This is a genomic window from Rhizobium sp. RAF36, from assembly GCF_052114105.1.
In the GTDB taxonomy this organism is placed as follows: domain Bacteria; phylum Pseudomonadota; class Alphaproteobacteria; order Rhizobiales; family Rhizobiaceae; genus Rhizobium.
In genome coordinates this window covers 305,873-326,026 of record NZ_JBFREC010000004.1, presented here as the reverse complement: position 1 = coordinate 326,026, position 20,154 = coordinate 305,873, and the positions used below count along the sequence as shown (strand labels likewise).

The window sequence follows — 20,154 nt, the reverse complement described above, 5'->3', positions numbered from 1 at the left end:
CGAGGCCAGCAATGCAATCCCTCACCGTCTTCCAATCCCTGTGGGCCATGGAGCTTCGAAGCGCACTCACGCCGGAGCGCTCGCTCGAGGAGAATATCGGCCTGATATCCGAGGCCGGTTTTGACGGCGTGAGCGCGCATTGGTACGACCGCGCCTATGTCCGGCCACTTGCCGCTTTGCTGAAGGAGCGCGGCTTGAAGGCGGAGGGGCAATGCTTTCCGAAGACGATCGACGAGCTGAAACCGGCGCTGGAAAATGCCGCAGAATTTGGCGTCGCCCATCTCTGCCTGCAGCCCGACGTACGGCTGCGCCGGATCGAGGACTGCCTGCCGCTGCTCGAGGGCTGGCATCGGCTTTCCGAGGAGGCCGGCATTCCGGTCTTTATCGAGACGCATCGCGACCGGATGACCACCGACCTGTTCTTCACCCTCGACCTGATGGACCGGCTTCCGGATCTGAAACTGCTCGGCGATCTCTCGCATTTTCTCGTCGGTCGCGAGTTCGCCTGGCCGGTCTCCGATGAGAACCACGAGCTGATGCAGCGGGTTCTCGACAGCTCCTGGGCCTTTCATGGCCGCGTCGCCTCGCGCGAGCAGGTGCAGATCGAGATCTCCTTCCCGCATCACAGGCCGTGGGTCGATCTGTTCATGGGCTGGTGGGACTACGGTTTCCGCAGCTGGCGGCAGCGGGCAGGCGCCAGCGACGCCCTCGCCTTTACCTGCGAGCTCGGCCCGAAACCCTATGCCATCACCGGCCGCGACGGCGAAGACAGCACCGACCGCTGGCAGGAGGCGCTGCTTCTGAAGGACGAGATCCGGGCGCTCTGGGCCCGGACTGCCGCATGATCAGTAAGAATCGGGCTTTTCGTGTTGCGGGACCGCCACCCGCTCGCCCGACCTCCAGGCCTGAAGACAGGCCTTGGTGACCTGCATCGCCATGAAGCCATCCCAGGCGCTGGCGCCGGTTGGCTGCCCGGTGAGTATCCCGGACGTCCAGGCTTCCAGCTGTGCCCGGTAGGCCTGCCGGAACCTCGGCCGCCAATCGGGCGGGGTCCGGAAACCGTCATGGCCCTTTGCGCGAAGCATCGTATGCGGCGACGGATCCAGCGATACCGTTCCGTCCTCGCAGACAAGCTCGGCGCGCACGTCATATCCGTATTGGGCGTCGGTGAAGACCTCGATATCGATCACGACGCCCGATGCCGTCCGCAACAGGATGAATTGCGGCTGGCGGTTCGGCGCATTCCGCGTCGGCGGCGGACTGGTGACGAAGGCCGAGGCGATCTCTTCGTCGAGCAGAAAGCGGGCAATATCGAATTCGTGGCCTGCCGAATTGGCAATCACCAGATCCGAGGTCAGATAATCGGGCGCCACTGCGTTGCGGTGGATACAGTGGAGAAACAGCGCATGGCCGAGTTCGCCCGATTGCAGCGTATGCTTCATCTCGCGAAAGCCGGGATCGAAGCGGCGCATGAAACCGACCTGCACCAGACGGCGCCCGGCATTGGTTTCGGCACTGATGATCGCCTCGGCATCCTCGATGCCGGCCGCAAGTGGCTTTTCCACCAGGACCGGCTTACCGGCGGCAATCGCCTTCAGCGCCAGCGCAGCATGCGTTTCATCGGGCGAACAGACCATGACGGCGTCGATATCCGGGTCAGCGATCAGCTCATCCGCGCCGGCAAAGACACGGGCACCCGAGGCCTCGCCAACGGCGATCGCGCGCTCCCGGCTGAGATCCTGAACAGCGGTGAGCCGCGCATTGGCGACACCTTCAGCAAGGATCGCCGCATGGTCGCTCCCCATCACGCCGGTGCCGATGATACCGATCTTGACCTCTGCCATTGACGTTCCTTTCGGGATTCCGCTTTCGGGAATTCAAGCTAAGCGCGCGGCAACAGTGATTTCAAGTTCACCGACACCTGCAAAAGGGCTGCGGCATCTGGTTTTGCCCGCTTGGCGATCAGCATTTCGGCGAGGCGGATATCCTTGGCGATGCGATTGCCTGGTCCAAAGGCACTGGCGGCAAGCAGGCGCCCGTCTTCGCCGAGGTGGAAGAGAATGAATGTCCCGGGCTCGATTTCCCGGCGCACGCTCGTGACCGCGCCGTCGGCGAGACCGGCGATCTGCAGCGTGCAATCATATTGATCCGACCAGAACCACGGGACGGCCTCGTAAGGGCTAACGGCGCCCAGCATGCCGGCGGCCGCGTGCGCGCCCTGATCCTGCGCATTTCGCCAGGCCTCCAGCCGGATTCGCCTGGCCTCATACGGAAAGGAACAGCAATCCCCGGCCGCAAAAATTGCCGGATCCGAGGTTTGCAGGCTCGCATCGACGGCAATGCCGTTCTCGACGGTGAGACCGGCCTTCACAGCCAGTTCGGCGCGAGGTTGAGCGCCGATGCCCACCACCAGCGTACCGGCTTTCAGGATTTCACCGGTGCTGAGGGCCAGGACGACACCATCGCTGTCACCGGATAGCCGCTCGATACCGGCGCCGCAGACGATCCGCACGCCGTTGCCTTGATGAAGCGCCTGGACCTTTGCGGCGATCTCCTCCGGCACGCCCCGCATCAGAATGCGCGGCAATGCCTCGATGACGGTGACCTCAAGCCCGCGCTGGCGGGCAGCTGCCGCCAATTCCAGGCCGATAAAGCCCGCGCCGATGATCGCGAGATGGCCGCCCGCTGCCAGCCGCGCGGCAAGGCCCGCCGCATCGTCATGGGTTCGCAGATAGAAGACATGGTCGAGCCCCTCGGCCGCGGGCAGGCGCCGCGGGGCCGCACCGGTTGCGATCAGCAGCCTGTCGTAGGGGATTCGCCGGCCGCTTGCCAATTCGACGCCGCGGCGCTCGCGATCGATCGCGGTGGCGGCATCACCGGCGATCACAACAATACCGCGTTCCTCATATTGCTGCTGTCCTGCGATAAACGGCGGCTCGGCGCCATTAGGCGCCAGCATATGCTGCTTGGAAAGCGGCGGCCGCTCGTAGGGCAGATGCCGCTCGTCGCCGACAAGCGTGATCGATCCATCGAAGCCCTGATCGCGTAGTGCGAAGGCGGCGCGCGCGCCGCACTGGCCACCGCCGATGATGACGAAATGCTGCATCGGCGTCACTCCAGTCCGAGAAACACAGCGCCGTCTTCGACCTTGACCGGATAGGTACGGAGGTTGACGCAGACGGGTGCGCCCCTCGCCTCGCCGGTGCGATAGTCGAAGCGTCCGTTGTGTTTCGGACATTCGACGATGTGGTCCATGACCAGACCATCGGCGAGATGAACCTTCTCGTGGGTACACATCCCATCCGTCGCGTAGAAGCTGTCATCCGGGCTGCGGTAGACGGCGAAAGTCTTTCCGCCGTGATCAAAACTGATCACGTCCTCGTTCTCGACATCATCGATCTCGCAGGCCTTCACCCAGTTGCTCATCCGATCCTCCCGAATTCATCGCGTTTGATCAGAACCTAGGCGATCGCTCGGAAAATCGCGGTCAGATTCTTGATCAGAACCCATCAATTCGAACGGCGGGGACACCATCTCGACAGGACCAAAACAGCATGTCGGAGCTATTTATGAAAACCATTTGACTAAATAAAAATGCGGTGCCAAGCTGATGACATTCTGAGGGCTGTGGCATGACATTGCGTGGTACCAATCAGGAATCAGGGCGTCCGTACAACCGGCGTATCGTTCTCGAAGCGATCCGGTTGAACGGCCCGGTGACGCGCGCAGACATCGCCAAGCGCGTCAGCCTGACGGTACAGACAGTCTCCACCATCGTCCGTGAACTCGAAGAGCAGGGCTACATCCTCTCGGTCCGTGAGGAGCCGAAGGGACGCGGTATTCCGCCATCCGTGCTGACGATCAATCCGCAGGGCGGCTATGTCGCCGGCATCCATCTGACCCCGCTCGGCATCGACGCGGCACTGGTCGATCTCAACGGCAATATCGTCGAAAGCGCCTATCGCACCGCGCCGAACGTCGCGCCCGATCTTGCTTTCCAGCTGATCGGCGAACTGGTCTCAGAACTTCGCGCCGGCGGCAGCAAGCGCATTCTGGGGGCCGGCATGGCGCTGCCGGGTCCCTTTGGCATCGACTCCATGAGCTTCATCGGTGCGACCACCATGGCAGGCTGGAAGGACGTGCCGCTCAAGGAGCGGCTGGCGGAAGCCGCCGATCTTCCTGCTTTCATCGACACCGACATGGCTTGCGCGGCACTCGGCGAGCAGCTCTATGGAATTGGCTCGCAATTCTCCAACTACTACTATCTCTATTTCGGCGTCGGCCTTGGCGGCGCCATGGTTCATGACGGCGCGGTGATGCGCGGCGGCTGGGGCAATGCCGGCGAAATCGGCCATATCCCGGCAGTGCCGGATGGCGAACCCTGCCCCTGCGGCAACAGCGGCTGCCTCGAACGCTATCTTTCCCTCGATGCCTTCAACCGCCGCGGCGTGTCGCAGCAGATGTGGGCCGAGGAAATCCGGCCGATCTTCCACAACGCCGTCCGCACCATCGAAAACCTGCTCGACCCGCAGACGATCGTGCTCGGCGGACTGGCGCCACCCGACCTCATCGAAAAGCTGGTGGCCTCGGCCGGCCTGCCGAATTCCGTCGCCGCCCGCAAGGATCGAAAGCATCCGCGGCTGGTGATGGCGAGCGACTGCCAGAACTCGGTGCTCCGCGGCGCGGCAGCGCTTGCCGTATCCAGCCTGCTGTCGCCGCGTTTCGGCCAGATGTTTTCCACCCCCGACGAGAAAGGGATCGCCGCATGAGCGAACCGCTGCTGGTGCTCGACAATATCCGCAAGAATTTCGGCGCCATCGAAGCGCTGAAGGGCGTCAGCTTCTCGATCGGCAAGGGCGAGGTCGTGGCGCTGCTGGGCGATAATGGCGCCGGCAAGTCGACGCTGGTGAAGATCATTTCCGGCGGGCTGGAACCATCCTCCGGCCGCATGCTGTTCGAGGGTCGCGACTATGTGGCCAAGACCCCGGCCGAGGCAAAGGCCGCCGGTGTCGAGACGGTCTATCAGGACCTGTCGCTTGCCACCAATGTCGATGTCGTCGCCAATTTCTTCATGGGCCGCGAAATCACCCGCAAGGTCCTCGGCATTCCATTCCTCGACGAGCGGGCGATGGAGAAAGTCGTCGGCGATGCGCTTGCCAATGCCGGCACCCGTATCCCGTCGCTCCGCACCAAGGTCGAGCATCTTTCCGGCGGCCAGCGCCAGGCGATCGAGCTCAACCGCTTCGTCCACTGGGGCGGCAAGCTGGTGCTGCTCGATGAACCCTTTGCCGCACTCGGCGTCGAGCAGACGCGCCGCGGCCTGGAGATGATCCGCCATGTTGCCAATCAGGGCATCGGCGTCGTCATCATCACCCACATCATGCAGCAGGCCTTCCAGGTGGCCGACCGGATCGTGGTGATCCGCCAGGGCGTCGTCGCGGGCGACGTCGAGACATCCAAGACAAATGCAGACGCGGTGATCGAAATGATCACCGGACAAAGCCTCGCCGGTGCCGGACCGGTGAGACCATAAAAATTGAGGGTCCGGCGCAAAAGGAGAGAACGACATGAAGCGAATAGCCTTAGCCGCGCTGACCGTTCTGGCGCTCGGCATCTCATTGATGACGACCGCCTTCGCGCAATCGAAGGGAACGGTCTATTACCTCGTGCCGACACTGCTCGATGAATTCCAGACAGGCTCGGTCAGCGCGCTTGAGATGTTTCTCAAGCAGACCGGCTACGAAATGAAGACGCTGAACGCCGACAACAAGACGGATGCGCAGCAGTCGCAGATGAACGACGTCATCGCGCTGAAGCCTGCGGCGATCATTCTGGCCGCCGTCGATTTCAACGCGCTGAAACCATCGATCGAGGCCGCACGCGCCGCCGGTATCCCGGTCGTCGAGTTCGACCGCCAGATCACTTCGACACAGTCGGACTTCACGTCGGTCGCCGGAACGATCGAGATCGGCTACGTGGCCGCCGAACAGGCAGAAAAGCTGCTGAAGGCAAAGAATGGCGACGTGAAGGGTAAGGTTCTCCAGGTTCTCGGCGATCCCGGCGACCCCTACACGCTCGACATCCAGAAGGGCTTCGAAGAGAAGATGAAGGCCTTCCCGGGCGTGAAGATCGTCTCGGTGCCTGCCATGCAGTGGGAAGCCAGCAACGCCGGAACGATCGTTTCCGACCAAATGCTCGCCAATCCTGACATCGACCTGATCTTCAGCCATGCGGCGCATCTCTCGGTCGCCGCCGTCGCTTCGCTCGAAGCCGCCGGCAAGAAGCCGGGCGATGTCATGCTGATGAGCTCGAACGGCGCTCCCGTCGGTCTCGACCTGATCCGCAAGGGCTGGTTGAATGTCGAAGTCGAGCAGCCGCTTTACGCACAGGCCGCTGCCGTCGCCATCTTCATGGACAAGATCGCCAAGAAGCAAGAAATCAAGCCCGGCGAATATGACGTGCTCGGCTTGAAGGGCGTCGTCACCAAGGAAGCATGGGGTCCGAACATCAAGATCCCAGGTGCTGCCATCACCAAGGAGAATGTCGACGATCCGGCTTTCTGGGGCAACCAGAAAGCACCGACCGCACAGGTCAAATCGGTCGAATGAGCGATATCCAAGCGCCCGGGCTTCACAGCCCGGGCTCCCTCCCCAGCAACCGGAACGGCCCGATGACACCTCGCACGCGTCAATTCTTTGAGCTCGTCCTCGACAATCTCGTCTGGTTCATGCTCATCTTCGTGCTCGCCGTCTTTTCGGCGTTCGTCCCGAACTATTTCCAGCTTGGCATCTTCGCCAATATCATCGAGGCTTCCAGCGTCCTCGGCGTCATGTCGATCGGCCTTTCGCTGGTGATCATCGCCGGACATATGGACCTGTCGGTGGAGTCAGTTGCGGCGCTTTCGGCCATGGCGGTCGGCATCCTGTTCTGCTCCGCCGGCATCGGCATCGGCTTCACGCTGAGCCCGGAATGGCTGATCGTGCCGGTCTCGCTGCTGATCGCCCTTACCGTCGGAGGGCTGATCGGGCTGCTCAACGGTTTCCTCATCGTCAAGGTGAAGATGAATGCCTTCATCATCACGCTGGCCTCCTATATCTGGGTGCGCGGCATCGTTCTTGCCGTCTCGGGCGGCCGCTCCGCGCAGGATCTGGCCCCTGCCATCCGCTGGTTCGGCATCCAGCGGCTGATCGGCCTGCCGCTGACCGCATGGATCGCGATCTTCTGCTTCGTGCTGTTTTCGGTGATCATGGCCAAGACCCCGTTCGGCCGCCACCTGACAATGATCGGCGGCAATGAGACGGCAACGTTCCGCGCCGGCATTCCCGTCCAGCGCAACCTGATCATCGCTTTCGTCATGGCAGGCGCGATCGCCGGTCTCGCCGGCTGGCTGCTCGCCATCCGCACCTCGGGCGCCACCGCCAATCTCGGCGTCGGCCTGCTGTTCAACGCCTTTGCGGCCGTCGTCATCGGCGGCGTCAGCCTGAAGGGCGGCGTCGGCGCGCTCCCCGGCGTCTATGCCGGCGTGCTGCTGCTGTCGTCGATCAACACCGCCATCAATCTCATGGGCCTGCCCGCCAATTTCACCCAGGTGATCCACGGCTTCCTGGTGCTGGCGGCGGTCCTTCTCGATACATTCAAGCAAAAACTGCGTCAGAGGCTCGCATGACTGGAAGACTGGACGGAAAAATCGCGGTTGTCATCGGCGCCGCCCGCGGCATCGGCAAGGCGACGGCCAAGCGCTTTCAGGAAGAAGGCGCCACGATCATCCTCGCCGACTACGAGGAGGAAGGCGGCCGCGCCGCCGCGGAGGATCTCGGCGTCACCTTCTTCAAGGTGGATATCTCGAAGATGGAGGACGCCAAGGCTGTCGTCGCTTTCGCGGTCGAGACCTATGGCAGGATCGACATCATCGTCCAGAATGCCGGCGTCTATCCCTGGCAGCTGATCGAGGATACCAGCCCCGAGGACTGGGACAACGTCATCGCCGTCAATCTGCGCGGCTCCTTCAATGCGGCGCGCGCAGCGCTCGACCCGATGCGGCAGCAGGGCTATGGCCGCATCCTCTTCACCTCGTCTATCACGGGGCCGCGCGTCACCAGCCCCGGCCATGGGCATTATTCGGCGACGAAGGCCGGGATCAACGGCTTCATCCGCGCTGCCGCGCTCGAATTCTCCTCCTATGGCATCACCGTCAACGGCGTCGAGCCGGGCAACATAATGACCGAGGCTATGCAGCTTCACCGCGGCCCGGCCTTCATCAAAAACATGGAGGATGCCATTCCGCTCGGCAGGCTCGGCAGCCCGCGCGATGTCGCAAACGCCTTTCTGTTTCTCGCCTCCGATGATGCCAGCTACATCACCGGTACGACGATTGTCGTCGATGGCGGGCAGCTTCTGCCGGAGGGAAGCGATTTCAGGCTCCTGCCTCCGTGAGCTGGCGGCGGTCCTCACGGTCTCGTGAGCGAAGTCGGCCGCCCGTCTATTGACCTTCGTGACTGCTTCCCTACTTCGCAACTCGGGCGAAGAAGTTGGGAATGACATGAAGGTATTGATCGTTGAGGACGAGGGCATCATCGCCTGGGACCTTGAGAGCATGGTGCTCGACAACGGGTTCGAGGTTGCAGGACTCGCAAGGACGGAGATTGAGGCGCTCTCGCTGGCACGGCGCGCCGATATCGCACTCGTCGATGTACAGCTGGCGGACGGCCCGACCGGGCCGCAGATCGCCCGCACGCTGATCGATCTCTATGGCATCGAGGTCGTCTTCATGACTGGCAATCCCGAAATTGTCGCAGGCTTCGAGGGTGCCGTCGGCGTCGTTACCAAACCGCATCACATCGACAAGGTGAAGTCGGCGCTGATGGATGCCCTGGCTGCCAGAACCCGCAAACGGGATGCCAGGTCCAGCGGCGCGACGGCTGCCTGATGTAGTTCGCTGCAGCGGAAGGCCGTCAGCTTTCCGCCCGCCAGAACCGTTCCCTGAAGCCGGTTCCGGACGCGTCCCTCATGTAGTTCCTTAGCTCTCTCTCGGCATCGAGGCCGGGGAAGATTTCGGCGATCTGCGATTCATATTTCAAGATTGCCGCGAACTTGCGCTCGAAATCGATGTCGATATCGACATGATTCCTGACCGTCCAATTGGTCCGCTCCAGTGCAGCCGGCACGCTATCCGGATAACCGGGCGGGAAGAAGCCGGCGGCATAGGGAATGTCCTCATAGAGATAGATATCGGCGTTCCACGCCGCACTGCATTTGCGAAACGTCTCGGTGGTGACGACGTGATCCAGATGGCGGCCGACCGCCAGCGGGCAGAGGACGATCGTCGGGCGCACCGCGGCGAACCATTCCGCCAGCAAATCCTCCAGCGGCCTCCAAGCCGGATCCTGATCCGATGGCGGCGAGAAGACCGCCTCCCGGGTTGCGTAAAGGGAGATGCCATCGCGGTCTCTGCGATAGATCGAATCCGTCATGCCGCCATGAAAGTAATCGGCGCCGAGGAGCGCGATTGAGGCGATATCCTCCTCGCGCCTGACGGCATAGGGATTTGCGCCCAGCCCCCACCATTCATGCAGCTCGCGAACCAGCGGTGACGGCTCGCCCTGCAGATCGGCATCACCGGTAAAGATCGTTGCCGCGACGACATGGGCGCCATCCTTCACGGCCCTGTCCATTAGCCCGCCCGCACTGAGAACCGCGTCGTCGAGGTGCGGCGAGAGGATCAAGACGCGGTCGTCCCCGGTGAGCTTGTCGAGCATTACGGCATCCGTTCGTGTGGCGATTTTCCTTACAGACAAAAGACGCCGGATTATTCACCCCAGCCGACAACACCCTTGATTTCAAGGAAATCATGGATCGCCCAATCGGCATACTCGCGGCCGTTGCCAGACTGCTTGTAGCCGCCGAAGGGCGCGAATGTGTCCCACTCCGGATAGTTGAGATAGACCGAACCGGCGCGCATGCGCTTGGCCACGGCGCGGGCATGCTCGATATCGGTCGACTGGATATAGGCGGCGAGACCGTAGACCGTATCGTTGGCGATGCGAACGGCATCTTCGTCGTTCTCGTAGGAGATGATCGAGAGAACCGGCCCGAAGATCTCCTCTCGCGCAATCGTCATGCCGGGCGTGACATGGCCGAAGACCGTCGGACGGATATAATAGCCGCGGTTCAGCCCCTCCGGCCTGCCGGGACCGCCGGTGACCAGCGTCGCACCTTCGCTGATGCCGCTCTCGATCAGGCGCTGGATCTTATCATATTGGATCTGGCTGACGACCGGACCGAGATCGACGCCTTCAGCGCGCGGATCGCCGGTCTTGAAGGTTTCGGCCGCCTTTTTGGCGATAGCAAGCACCTCGTCGTGGCGGCCTGCCGGCACCAGCATCCGGGTCGGCGCATCGCAGGATTGGCCCGAGTTGCCGAAGCAGCCCTCGACACCCTTGGCGACAGCCGTTTCAAAATCGGCGTCGTCGAGAATGATGTTTGCCGACTTGCCGCCGAGCTCCTGCGCCACGCGCTTGACCGTATCGGCGGCGGTCTTCGCAACGATGATCCCTGCCCGCGTCGAACCGGTGAACGAGACCATATCAACATCAGCATGTCCGGCCATGACCTGGCCGACATCGGGACCGGTGCCATTCACCAGATTGAACACGCCCTTCGGCGTTCCCGCGGCCGCCATCACCTCGGCGAAGATGATGCCGCTGATCGGCGCGATTTCCGATGGCTTGAGAACGACCGTGCAGCCTGCGGCGATCGCCGGAGCCACCTTGCAGACGATCTGGTTCAGCGGCCAGTTCCAGGGGGTGATCAGCGCGCAGACGCCGATCGGCTCCTTGACGACGGTGGTCGTGCCGCGCTTTTCGCTGAATGTGTACTCCTCGAACGCGGCGATCGTCGCTTCCATGTGAGCGCGCCCCACCCCGGCCTGCGAATCGCGGGCGAATGGCAGCGGCGCACCCATTTCCTGGCTGACGGCCTGGGCGATATCTTCGAAGCGCTCATTATAGCGTTCGAGAATCCGCTTCAGCAGCGCCAGACGCTCCTCCTTCGAGGTCAGCGAGAAAGTTTCGAACGCCTGCTTCGCAGCCGCAACAGCCTTGTCGACATCGGCTGCAGAGCCACCGTAGATCGAGGTATAGGTTTCTTCGGTCGATGGATCGATCACCTCGATCGTCTTCGGCACCACAGGATCGACCCACGCGCCGTCGATGAAGAATTTCAGGTGGTTATTCATGTGTTCTCCAATGCCGTTGATAGCTCAGGCGCGGGCAGCGCGATGGCGCTCGACCGGTGTCATTGACGGACACTAGCCGAACTTTGCAAATGTGAAACAGCAATTGCGAGGCAATCTCTGCCGCCGCCACGCGGCGGTGTTTCTCACCGGGCAAACCGTGTCGAGAGAATGATCGAGGACAGCGTGCGATCGACGCCATCGATCGCCCCGATCCTGTCGATCACCTGGTCGAGCTCCGATATCGACGGCGCGGCGATCAGCGCGATCAGGTCGAACGATCCGCTGACGGAATGCAGCGCGGTTACCGCCTGCATCTTGTCGAGGGCCGATGTCACCTGCGCCAGAGCCTTGGGCGCGATGGTGATCAGGATATGCGCCCGGATCAGCCCCGAGGCATAGGCATCCGACAGCCTGACGCCATATCCGGCGATCACGCCCTCGCGCTCGAGCCGTTCCAGCCTCGCCTGCACCGTCGTTCGCGATAGCGACAGTTTCTTGGCCAAGGTGGCAACCGGCAGACGGGCATTTTCGCCGAGCAGCGCCAACAGCTCCCGGTCTTTCACGCTCAGATCCATCGCTCTACACTCCGCAAAGATTGATCAGCAAACTGATTTAATATGTCCGTCGTTTTGCGCATTCTGCCGCTATTTTATGTGAAGTCCACTGCTAGGCTTATAAAAATCCTATAAACGTCATCGAGGGCTGATATGAAAGAAGTTGTTGTTGCAGGCGCAGGCAAGATCGGTGGCGCCATCGCCTTGATGCTGGCCGATACGGGCGCGTACAAGGTGCTGGTCGTGGACCGCAGCGCTGAACAGACCGAACGGGTCGAGCGGCATCCGGCGATTTCGACCGCCGTGCTTGATATTTCCAGCCATGCGGATCTGGTGGCAACGCTCAAGGGAAAATTCGCCGTCCTGTCGGCAGCGCCGTTCAATCTGACCGGCTTGATCGCCGAGGCGGCACTTGCCGCCGGCGTGCACTATCTCGACCTGACGGAAGACGTCGCGACGACCAAGAAGGTCGAAGCACTGGCAGAAAATGCGGAAAGCGCCTTCATTCCTCAGTGCGGCCTGGCACCGGGCTTCATTTCCATCGTCGCCAACGATCTCGCCAAGCGCTTCGACAAGCTCGACAGCGTGCGCATGCGTGTCGGCGCGCTGCCGCAATATCCGTCCAACGCTCTGAACTATAACCTGACCTGGAGCACCGACGGGCTGATCAACGAATATATCGAGCCTTGCGAGGCGATCGTCGAAGGCAAGTTCATCACCGTTCCGGCGATGGAAGAACGCGAAGAGTTTTCGCTCGACGGCGTGACTTATGAAGCGTTCAACACCTCCGGCGGACTGGGCACGCTTGCCAAGTCGCTGGAAGGCCGCGTGCGGACGATGAACTACCGCACGATCCGCTATCCCGGCCATCAGGCGATCATCAAGGCACTCCTGAACGATCTCAACCTGAAGAACCGCCGCGACGTGCTGAAGGACCTGTTCGAGCATGCGCTGCCCGCCACCATGCAAGATGTGGTCATCGTCTTCGTGACCGTCTGCGGCTGGAAGGACGATCGCTACCTGCAGGAAACCTACGCCAACAAGGTCTATTCCGGCGTCGTTGCCGGCCGCAAGATGAGCGCGATCCAGATCACCACCGCGGCAGGCATCACCGGTGTGCTCGATCTGCTTGCCAACGGCAAGCTTCCGACCAAGGGCTTCGTGCGCCAGGAAGAAATCGCTCTCGCCGACTTCCTCGACAACCGCTTCGGCCAGTTCTACAGCCCCGAAGCCGCGCGCCTGAAGGCAGCTGGCTGAACCAGCCTTCAGAAATCGAACTGCGGCCGATCAAGCCGCAGTTTCAGAGGCTGGGATTGAATTTGTCCCAGCCTTCCTTGACCGTTTCCATCGCCGGATTGGTCGATGTGCTTGCGACATGCGGCAGCGTCGAAATCTTTTCGCCGAGAACACGGCGGTATTTGGCGATGTCGCGGGTGCGAACCTTCAGCAGGTAATCGAAGCGCCCGGCGATCATGTGGCACTGTTCGACCTCCTTGATCTTCTTGACAGCATCGTTGAAGCTCTTCAGCGCGCCCTCGGTCGTGTTCGAGAGCTTGACCTCGACGAAGGCGATATGATCGAGTTCCATCTTCGCCGGATTGAGCACCGCCCGGAAGCCCTCGATATAGCCTTCCGCGATCAACCGCTTGAACCGGATCTGGCATGGCGTATTCGACAGACCGACGCGCGCTGCCAGGTCTGTGATGGAGATCCGCCCATCTTCCGACAGGGCCTCCAGTATCTTCCTGTCCAGCTGGTCGAGTTCACTAAACAAGGTGGTCTCTTTAGGCATATTAGCATCCAAATCGCGATATCTATGGATAATTGCCACTGAAATCGCCCTCAATCAAGTTGGATCGACCAGGCGCATTTATGCTAGATTGCCGCTGCCGGTGGTTTGGGGCATGGGCGCATGCGCCTTGTGTATCGAACAGACGCCGGCAGTTGCCGTTCAAACAAGTCCCGCTGCTAGGATCTCGCAATGCTCAACGCCGCCGATAACGCACCAGGTCCGGATTCCAATTCGCCATTTGCCGAGTTTGCGCCGCCGATCCGCGAGCAATCGGACCTGCGCAAGGCCATCACCGCCGCCTACCGGCGCCCGGAAACGGAATGCCTGCCGCCCCTCGTGGAAGCCGCCCGCGTACCCGCAGACCTGAAGGCCGCAGCCCGCGATACCGCGCGCAAGCTGATCGAGGCGCTGCGTGCCAAGCACAAGGGAACCGGCGTCGAGGGGCTGGTGCAGGAATATTCGCTGTCGAGCCAGGAAGGCGTTGCGCTCATGTGCCTCGCCGAAGCGCTGCTGCGTATTCCCGATACGGCCACGCGCGACGCCCTGATCCGCGACAAGATTTCCGAAGGCGACTGGAAGTCGCATGTCGGTGGCGGACGCTCGCTGTTCGTCAACGCGGCGACCTGGGGACTTGTGGTCACCGGCAAGCTGACATCGACCGTCAACGACCGCAGCCTTGCCGCCGCACTGACCCGGCTGATTGCCCGCTGCGGCGAACCGGTGATCCGCCGCGGCGTCGATATGGCGATGCGTATGATGGGCGAGCAGTTCGTCACCGGCGAGACAATCGACGAGGCGCTGAAGCGCGCGCGCCCGCTCGAAGCACGCGGCTTTGGCTATTCCTACGACATGCTCGGCGAGGCAGCGACGACGGCAAAGGATGCCGATCGCTATTACCGCGACTACGAGAAGGCGATCCACGCGATCGGCAAGGCATCGGATGGCCGTGGCGTCTATGCCGGGCCAGGCATCTCGATCAAGCTATCGGCCCTTCACCCTCGCTATGTCCGCGCCCAGTCGAAGCGGGTGATGACCGAGCTTCTGCCGCGCGTTCGCGAACTGGCGCTGCTTGCCCGCACCTATGACATCGGCCTCAATATCGACGCTGAAGAGGCCGATCGCCTCGAACTGTCGCTGGACCTCCTCGAAGAACTCAGCCTCGACGCCGGGCTGAAAGGCTGGAACGGTCTCGGCTTCGTCGTTCAGGCCTATGGCAAGCGCTGCCCCTTCGTTCTCGATTACATCATCGATCTCGCCCGCCGCTCCGGCCGCCGGATGATGGTTCGCCTGGTGAAGGGCGCCTATTGGGACGCCGAGATCAAGCGCGCCCAGCTCGACGGCCTGCCTGACTTCCCCGTCTATACGCGCAAGATTCACACCGATGTGGCCTATGTCGCCTGCGCCCGCAAGCTGCTGGCCGCCACTGACGCCGTGTTCCCGCAGTTTGCGACCCATAATGCCCAGACGCTGGCGACCATCTATCAGCTCGCAGGCCCGGACTTCCAGATCGGCAAGTACGAGTTCCAGTGCCTGCACGGCATGGGCGAGCCTCTTTATGACGAGGTCGTCGGCAAGCAGAATCTCGACCGGCCCTGCCGCATCTACGCGCCCGTCGGCACGCACGAAACGCTGCTCGCCTATCTCGTGCGCCGCCTGCTCGAAAACGGCGCGAACTCCTCCTTCGTCAACCGCATCTCGGACCCCAAGGTTTCGGTGGATGACCTGACCACCGATCCGGTCGATCTCGTCGAAGCCGCCACGCCCGTCGGCAAGCCGCACGATCTCATCTCCCTGCCACAGAACCTCTATGGCGCCGAACGCGACAACTCCTCCGGCATCGACCTTTCGAACGAGACCGAACTGGCCCGCCTTGCCGGCAACCTGCTTCAGACAACCACGAAATCCTGGCATGCCACGCCGCTTCTGGCCGACGGCTCGTTGGATGGCACGACCAGCCCGGTCCTCAATCCGGCCGATCATGGAGACGTTGTCGGTCAGGTAACCGAAGTGGAGATCGAAGCCGCCGCCAGGATCGCCAGGTTTGCGGCTGACGGCGCCAAGCAATGGGCGGCAGTCCCGCCGGCAGACAGGGCAGCCTGCCTCGATCGCGCCGCCGATATCATGCAGTCGCGGATCGAGCCGCTGATGGGCATCATCATCCGCGAGGCCGGCAAATCAGCCGCCAACGCCATTGGCGAGGTGCGCGAGGCGATCGACTTCCTGCGCTACTATGCAGAACAGGCCCGCCGCACGCTCGGCCCGTCGCATGTGCCTCTCGGCCCGATCGTCTGCATCAGTCCATGGAACTTCCCGCTGGCGATCTTCACCGGACAGGTTGCCGCAGCACTGGTGGCGGGCAACCCAGTTATTGCCAAGCCTGCGGGCGTCACCCCGATCATCGCCTTCGAAAGCGTCAGGATCCTGCATGAGGCCGGCGTTCCGCGCGCAGCGCTTCAGTTCACCCCGGGCAGTGGCCGCCTCGGTGCCGCGCTGATCGACGCGGAAGAGACTGCCGGCGTGATGTTCACCGGCTCCACCGGCGTCGCCCGGATGATCCAGGCGCAGCTTGCCAACCGTCTCTCGGCGTCGGGAAAGCCGATCCCGCTGATCGCCGAGACCGGCGGCCAGAACGGCATGATCGTCGATTCCTCGGCGCTCGCCGAACAGGTTGTCGGCGACGTCATCGCTTCAGCTTTCGACAGCGCCGGTCAGCGCTGCTCGGCATTGCGCGTGCTCTGCCTGCAGCAGGACGTCGCTGACCGCACCCTGACGATGCTGAAGGGCGCCCTCCAGGAGCTGACGATCGGCCGTACCGATCGCCTCAGCATCGATGTCGGCCCGGTCATCACGGCGACGGCAAAAGGCGATATCGACGCCCATATCGAGAAGATGAAGGCACACGGCTGCAAGGTCGAGCAGCTGCCTCTGCCGGAGACAGCTGACCTCGGCACCTTCGTTCCGCCGACCATCATCGAGCTCAAGAAGCTGTCGGATCTGGAGAAGGAAATCTTCGGGCCGGTTCTTCACGTTATCCGCTACCGCCGCGAAGATCTCGATCGCCTGATCGACGATATCAACGGCTCCGGCTACGGCCTGACATTCGGGCTTCACACGCGTCTCGACGAGACGATCGCTCACGTCACCAGCCGCATCCAGGCCGGCAATCTCTATGTCAACCGCAACATCATCGGCGCGGTCGTCGGCGTCCAGCCGTTCGGCGGCCGTGGCCTGTCGGGCACCGGCCCGAAGGCGGGCGGTCCGCTCTATATCGGCCGCCTGGTCCAGAAGGCACCGGTGCCGCCGCAGCACAGCTCCGTTCACACCGATCCCGCCCTTGCCGACTTCGCAGTCTGGCTATCGGGCAAGGGACGGGCTGACGACGCCGAAGCTGCACGCGAGCTCGGAAGCCTGTCGGCCGTCGGCCTTGAGAAGGAACTTTCCGGTCCTGTCGGCGAGCGCAACATCTATGCGCTTCATCCGCGCGGACGGGTTCTGCTTGCACCCGAGAGCGAAGGTGGCCTCTATCGCCAGCTGGCGGCCGCGCTCGCCACCGGCAATCAGGCCGTCATCGACGAAGCCACCGGCCTTCGCGCCGCACTGAAGGACATTCCCGCAAGCGTCGCCGCGCGCGTCTCCTGGACTTCGGACTGGAACAAGGACGGCCCCTTTGCCGCAGCGCTTTTGGAGGGCCGCGCAGAGCGCATCCGGACGCTCAACAAGGCGATCGCCGCACTCGATGGACCGCTTGTCCTGGTGCAATCGGCGACGGCCGCCGAAATCGAAAGCGATATCGAGGCTTATTGCCTGAACTGGCTAATCGAAGAGGTCTCGACCTCGATCAACACGGCCGCCGCCGGCGGCAACGCCAGCCTGATGACCATCGGCTGAATGGGATAGAATACTTGCCCGGACATCTGCCCGGGCAAGTTGATCTATTCTCGCGGTTTCGCGCGTGCAGTTACACGGGCCGGACGGCCTCGGCATGATCGTCTTCCACGGCCGTAACGCGGGAGGCAACGCTCCGACGGGTGGCAGACGCCCTAAAGCCAACAGCAATACGTTCAATATTTCCTAAAATTCTACAAATACAACCTTATTTACTTGAATAATAAATCGGATGATTAATCCATATTAGCTACGACTATGGAAATAGTCAGAATGACTTAGATGGACATAGAATTATTTTACGAATACTAATTGCACAGATACTATGAACAGGACGCGTATCATGAGTCCGATCTCGGTAGTAGTTATTGACGACCACCCGTTAATGGTGGCCGGACTGACGGAAATTCTTGGAAAGAATCCGGAATTTACTATCGCAGCGACTGGCACATGCGCCGACGATGCATTGGATATCGGCCTAAGACTGGCGCCGGATGTGTTTGTCGTCGATCTGATGATGCCCGGCAACATCTTCGACGTGATCACGAAACTGGTCGAAAAAATCCGCACCAAAATACTGGTTTTTACAGCGAACACGGGCAGCGATTACGCGGTGCGTGCGCTTAATGCCGGCGCGAGCGGCTATGTTCTGAAGGGCAGCAGCATTCAGGAGCTCGTCCAGGCAATCAGCGCCGTGCATCGCGGCGACATGTTCATCACGCCGGCCTTTGCCTGCAAGGTCATCGAAGAACTCAAGATCGCTTCGCTGCGCAAGAAGGCCGGAGCGGATTTGAAGCTCAGCATCCGCGAGGGGCAAATCATCGGCATGCTTCTGCGGGGCTTCACCAACCGGCAGATCGCAATCGGCCTCAAGATCGGCGAGAAGACCGTCAAGAATTACATGACGATCCTGATGCAGAAGCTGAATGCCCGAAACCGGCTGGAAGTGCTGATCGCCGCACAAAAGCTGGAGGGTGCCGGCGATTCCATTCCGCGGCACTAGAGACTGTTGCCCTCCATCGGCACCGTCACCCGAAGCTCCGTGCCGGAAACCGGCCCCGGCCGGATATCGACATGCCCCCTGAACGCAGCGACGCGGTTGCGAATGCCCTGGAGGCCGAGCGGACGGTGCCGATCCGTGCTACTCTCTGGCGCAATCCCTGGACCTTCATCGGCAATGGTCACGACGATCTCGGACAGATCGGATGATGCCGACACGCGCTGCCCCCGGCCGCCACCGTGTCGGAATGCGTTGTTGAGCCCTTCCTGCACCACGCGATAAAGACAGATTTTCAGTGGATGCGCGACGCGCTCGGGAAGTTTCCCATAGGCCGATAAGACCTTTGATCCCGTCGCATACTCATGCTGCTCGACCGCCATCTGCAAGGCAGCCTCCAGCGGCATGTGCTCGATCTCGGGCACGACAAGATCGGTCGATAGCTCCCGCAATTCGGTCAACACCAGACGCGCAATATGAACGGGTGCGAGCTCGCCCCCCTTGATCTCCGGCACGCGTTCAAGCGCCACCTTCGGCAAATTGGCGCTTGCCGCAGATCCGCTCAGCTTGAGGATCAGCAGACTGAGCAACTGAACCGGACCATCGTGCAGATCGGCGCCAATCCGGTTGAGAAGCTGCTCGTTCGATTGGGTGGCATCCATGCGGGACCGGTCCGCCGCCTTTCGAAGCTCCGTATTCTGCTCCGCCAGTGCCCGCGCCTGAGCGAGCTGCGTCTTCAATACCGCCCGCTGACCGGCAATCGTCCTGCTGGCCCGCCGGACGATCAGAAACAAGAGCGCCATGATCGCCAGCGAGGTGGCTCCGACAATCACCCATGTATGGCGCTGCACCCTGTTGCGCTGAACGACAAATTCGCCCGCCTCCTCATAAAGCTCTCCGACGGCGATGATATCCCGCGTGCCCGGCCGGTAGATCGGGGCATAGATTTCGATGAGCGGCCGGTGGGTTGCCGCGGGACCATCGTCCTCTCCATCGTCGTGGCTATCCTCAAGCTGGGCCACGACCCGCCCCTTGAAAGCGTGCTCGATATCCTCCGAGGGAAAAGTCTTTCCAATCAGCGATTTGTTGGTGCTGTAGATGACCAGACCATCGTGGCGCCATATCCGGAAGCCTTCGACGCGCCGTGCGAGATCCGTGCCGATCAGCAGCTCATCCAATTCCTCCTGGCGGGCCGGAGACACCTGAGGATTATCGGCATTTCCCTCGATATGGCGAGCCAGAAAACCCTCCATGTAGAGGGCCCCGGATTCGGCCCGGCTCCTCAGCTGGTTGGCGGCAATCTGTCCGCTCAGCCATTCCCCCAGCAGCGCCATCGAACCACAGACGACGATGCCCGCAACAATGAGAAATTGCCGGGTGACATCAAGGCCTTGCCAGATGCCGGACATGCCCGGCCCTCCGCCTTCGGCATTCTTACTGCCAGGGACGTAAGTCACATTTATTTGCGGGTCAAAAGTCCCGCCCCCCTCAAAGACCAAAGTCTCTAGATGTCCCCGGACCTATGGAACTATTCCGTGGCCTCCCCCCGAGACATCATCCGATCATCGCAGATAATGCCGATCGGTTTCTACTGGATTCTTTCGAGGCGCAACTTTGCGCTCCGAGTAAAAAAATCCCACCGCCCCGGCTCGATCCTGCGAATTCTTTGTGGGGAGCAAGCATTGCCGAAACG

18 protein-coding genes are annotated in these 20,154 nt (G+C 61.8%); 10 read left to right on the top strand and 8 right to left on the bottom strand.

Annotated features, from left to right (window positions below; all coding sequences use genetic code 11):
• Window positions 1-11 precede the first annotated feature (11 nt).
• On the top strand, window positions 12-845 hold the full coding sequence (locus AB4Z25_RS16735) for a sugar phosphate isomerase/epimerase family protein (RefSeq protein WP_442208590.1): 834 nt from the start codon (window positions 12-14) through the stop codon (window positions 843-845).
• On the opposite strand, the gene AB4Z25_RS16730 is transcribed toward AB4Z25_RS16735, so the two are convergent.
• Genes AB4Z25_RS16730 through AB4Z25_RS16720 form a run of 3 tightly spaced genes read right to left on the bottom strand, consistent with a single transcriptional unit; the run spans window position 846 to window position 3,426 of the window.
• Window positions 846-1,844, bottom strand: a complete 999-nt coding sequence (locus tag AB4Z25_RS16730) for a Gfo/Idh/MocA family oxidoreductase (RefSeq protein WP_442208589.1) — start codon at window positions 1,842-1,844, stop codon at window positions 846-848.
• 38 nt (window positions 1,845-1,882) lie between these two features.
• The gene (locus tag AB4Z25_RS16725) at window positions 1,883-3,106 is read right to left on the bottom strand and encodes an NAD(P)/FAD-dependent oxidoreductase (RefSeq protein ID WP_442208588.1); all 1,224 of its coding nucleotides are present in this window, start codon (window positions 3,104-3,106) and stop codon (window positions 1,883-1,885) included.
• Window positions 3,107-3,111: 5 nt separating this feature from the next.
• Window positions 3,112-3,426 carry a MocE family 2Fe-2S type ferredoxin gene (locus AB4Z25_RS16720; protein ID WP_442208587.1) on the bottom strand — a complete coding sequence of 105 codons (315 nt, stop codon included), beginning with the start codon at window positions 3,424-3,426 and terminating at the stop codon, window positions 3,112-3,114.
• Between the two features lie 206 nt (window positions 3,427-3,632).
• Here AB4Z25_RS16720 and AB4Z25_RS16715 point away from each other — a divergent pair, with 206 nt between their 5' ends.
• The 6 genes from AB4Z25_RS16715 to AB4Z25_RS16690 all read left to right on the top strand — a co-directional run bounded on the left by AB4Z25_RS16715 (window position 3,633) and on the right by AB4Z25_RS16690 (window position 8,926).
• Window positions 3,633-4,769 (top strand): ROK family transcriptional regulator, encoded by a 1,137-nt coding sequence (locus AB4Z25_RS16715; RefSeq protein WP_442208586.1) that lies wholly within the window; start codon window positions 3,633-3,635, stop codon window positions 4,767-4,769.
• Window positions 4,766-5,533, top strand: coding sequence for an ATP-binding cassette domain-containing protein (locus AB4Z25_RS16710; protein ID WP_112388610.1), 768 nt, complete (start codon window positions 4,766-4,768; stop codon window positions 5,531-5,533). Before AB4Z25_RS16715 ends, AB4Z25_RS16710 begins: the two co-directional genes overlap by 4 nt.
• Before the next feature lie 34 nt (window positions 5,534-5,567).
• Entirely contained in the window at window positions 5,568-6,608 is a 1,041-nt protein-coding gene (locus AB4Z25_RS16705) for a sugar ABC transporter substrate-binding protein (protein WP_442208585.1), read from the top strand.
• 62 nt (window positions 6,609-6,670) lie between these two features.
• Window positions 6,671-7,666: an ABC transporter permease gene (locus AB4Z25_RS16700; RefSeq protein WP_442208584.1), complete on the top strand. Its 996-nt coding sequence runs from the start codon at window positions 6,671-6,673 to the stop codon at window positions 7,664-7,666.
• Window positions 7,663-8,433: an SDR family NAD(P)-dependent oxidoreductase gene (locus AB4Z25_RS16695; protein WP_442208583.1), complete on the top strand. Its 771-nt coding sequence runs from the start codon at window positions 7,663-7,665 to the stop codon at window positions 8,431-8,433. Before AB4Z25_RS16700 ends, AB4Z25_RS16695 begins: the two co-directional genes overlap by 4 nt.
• Before the next feature lie 58 nt (window positions 8,434-8,491).
• Complete coding sequence (locus tag AB4Z25_RS16690) at window positions 8,492-8,926, top strand: response regulator (protein ID WP_442208779.1); 435 nt, start codon at window positions 8,492-8,494, stop codon at window positions 8,924-8,926.
• A 25-nt stretch (window positions 8,927-8,951) separates the two neighbouring features.
• Here AB4Z25_RS16690 and AB4Z25_RS16685 read toward each other — a convergent pair whose 3' ends face one another.
• The 3 genes from AB4Z25_RS16685 to AB4Z25_RS16675 form a co-directional block, all read right to left on the bottom strand.
• Window positions 8,952-9,755: a PIG-L deacetylase family protein gene (locus AB4Z25_RS16685; protein WP_442208582.1), complete on the bottom strand. Its 804-nt coding sequence runs from the start codon at window positions 9,753-9,755 to the stop codon at window positions 8,952-8,954.
• Window positions 9,756-9,805: 50 nt separating this feature from the next.
• A complete protein-coding gene (locus AB4Z25_RS16680) occupies window positions 9,806-11,233 on the bottom strand; it encodes an aldehyde dehydrogenase family protein (protein ID WP_442208581.1) in 1,428 nt (475 codons plus the stop codon).
• 143 nt (window positions 11,234-11,376) lie between these two features.
• The gene (locus AB4Z25_RS16675; RefSeq protein WP_442208580.1) at window positions 11,377-11,808 is read right to left on the bottom strand and encodes an Lrp/AsnC family transcriptional regulator; all 432 of its coding nucleotides are present in this window, start codon (window positions 11,806-11,808) and stop codon (window positions 11,377-11,379) included.
• A gap of 132 nt (window positions 11,809-11,940) precedes the next feature.
• On the opposite strand from AB4Z25_RS16675, the gene AB4Z25_RS16670 reads away from it, so the two are divergent.
• Entirely contained in the window at window positions 11,941-13,044 is a 1,104-nt protein-coding gene (locus AB4Z25_RS16670; RefSeq protein WP_442208579.1) for a saccharopine dehydrogenase C-terminal domain-containing protein, read from the top strand.
• Between the two features lie 43 nt (window positions 13,045-13,087).
• Here AB4Z25_RS16670 and AB4Z25_RS16665 read toward each other — a convergent pair whose 3' ends face one another.
• Window positions 13,088-13,579, bottom strand: a complete 492-nt coding sequence (locus AB4Z25_RS16665) for an Lrp/AsnC family transcriptional regulator (protein ID WP_442208578.1) — start codon at window positions 13,577-13,579, stop codon at window positions 13,088-13,090.
• 189 nt (window positions 13,580-13,768) lie between these two features.
• Between AB4Z25_RS16665 and putA the strand changes: the two genes are divergently transcribed.
• Together putA and AB4Z25_RS16655 are read left to right on the top strand one after the other, a co-directional pair.
• Complete coding sequence (putA, locus tag AB4Z25_RS16660) at window positions 13,769-17,467, top strand: trifunctional transcriptional regulator/proline dehydrogenase/L-glutamate gamma-semialdehyde dehydrogenase (RefSeq protein WP_442208577.1); 3,699 nt, start codon at window positions 13,769-13,771, stop codon at window positions 17,465-17,467.
• A 340-nt stretch (window positions 17,468-17,807) separates the two neighbouring features.
• On the top strand, window positions 17,808-18,467 hold the full coding sequence (locus AB4Z25_RS16655) for a response regulator (protein WP_112388619.1): 660 nt from the start codon (window positions 17,808-17,810) through the stop codon (window positions 18,465-18,467).
• Here AB4Z25_RS16655 and AB4Z25_RS16650 read toward each other — a convergent pair.
• Window positions 18,464-19,870: a sensor histidine kinase gene (locus tag AB4Z25_RS16650; protein ID WP_442208576.1), complete on the bottom strand. Its 1,407-nt coding sequence runs from the start codon at window positions 19,868-19,870 to the stop codon at window positions 18,464-18,466. The genes AB4Z25_RS16655 and AB4Z25_RS16650 overlap by 4 nt on opposite strands.
• Window positions 19,871-20,154: the final 284 nt, after the last annotated feature.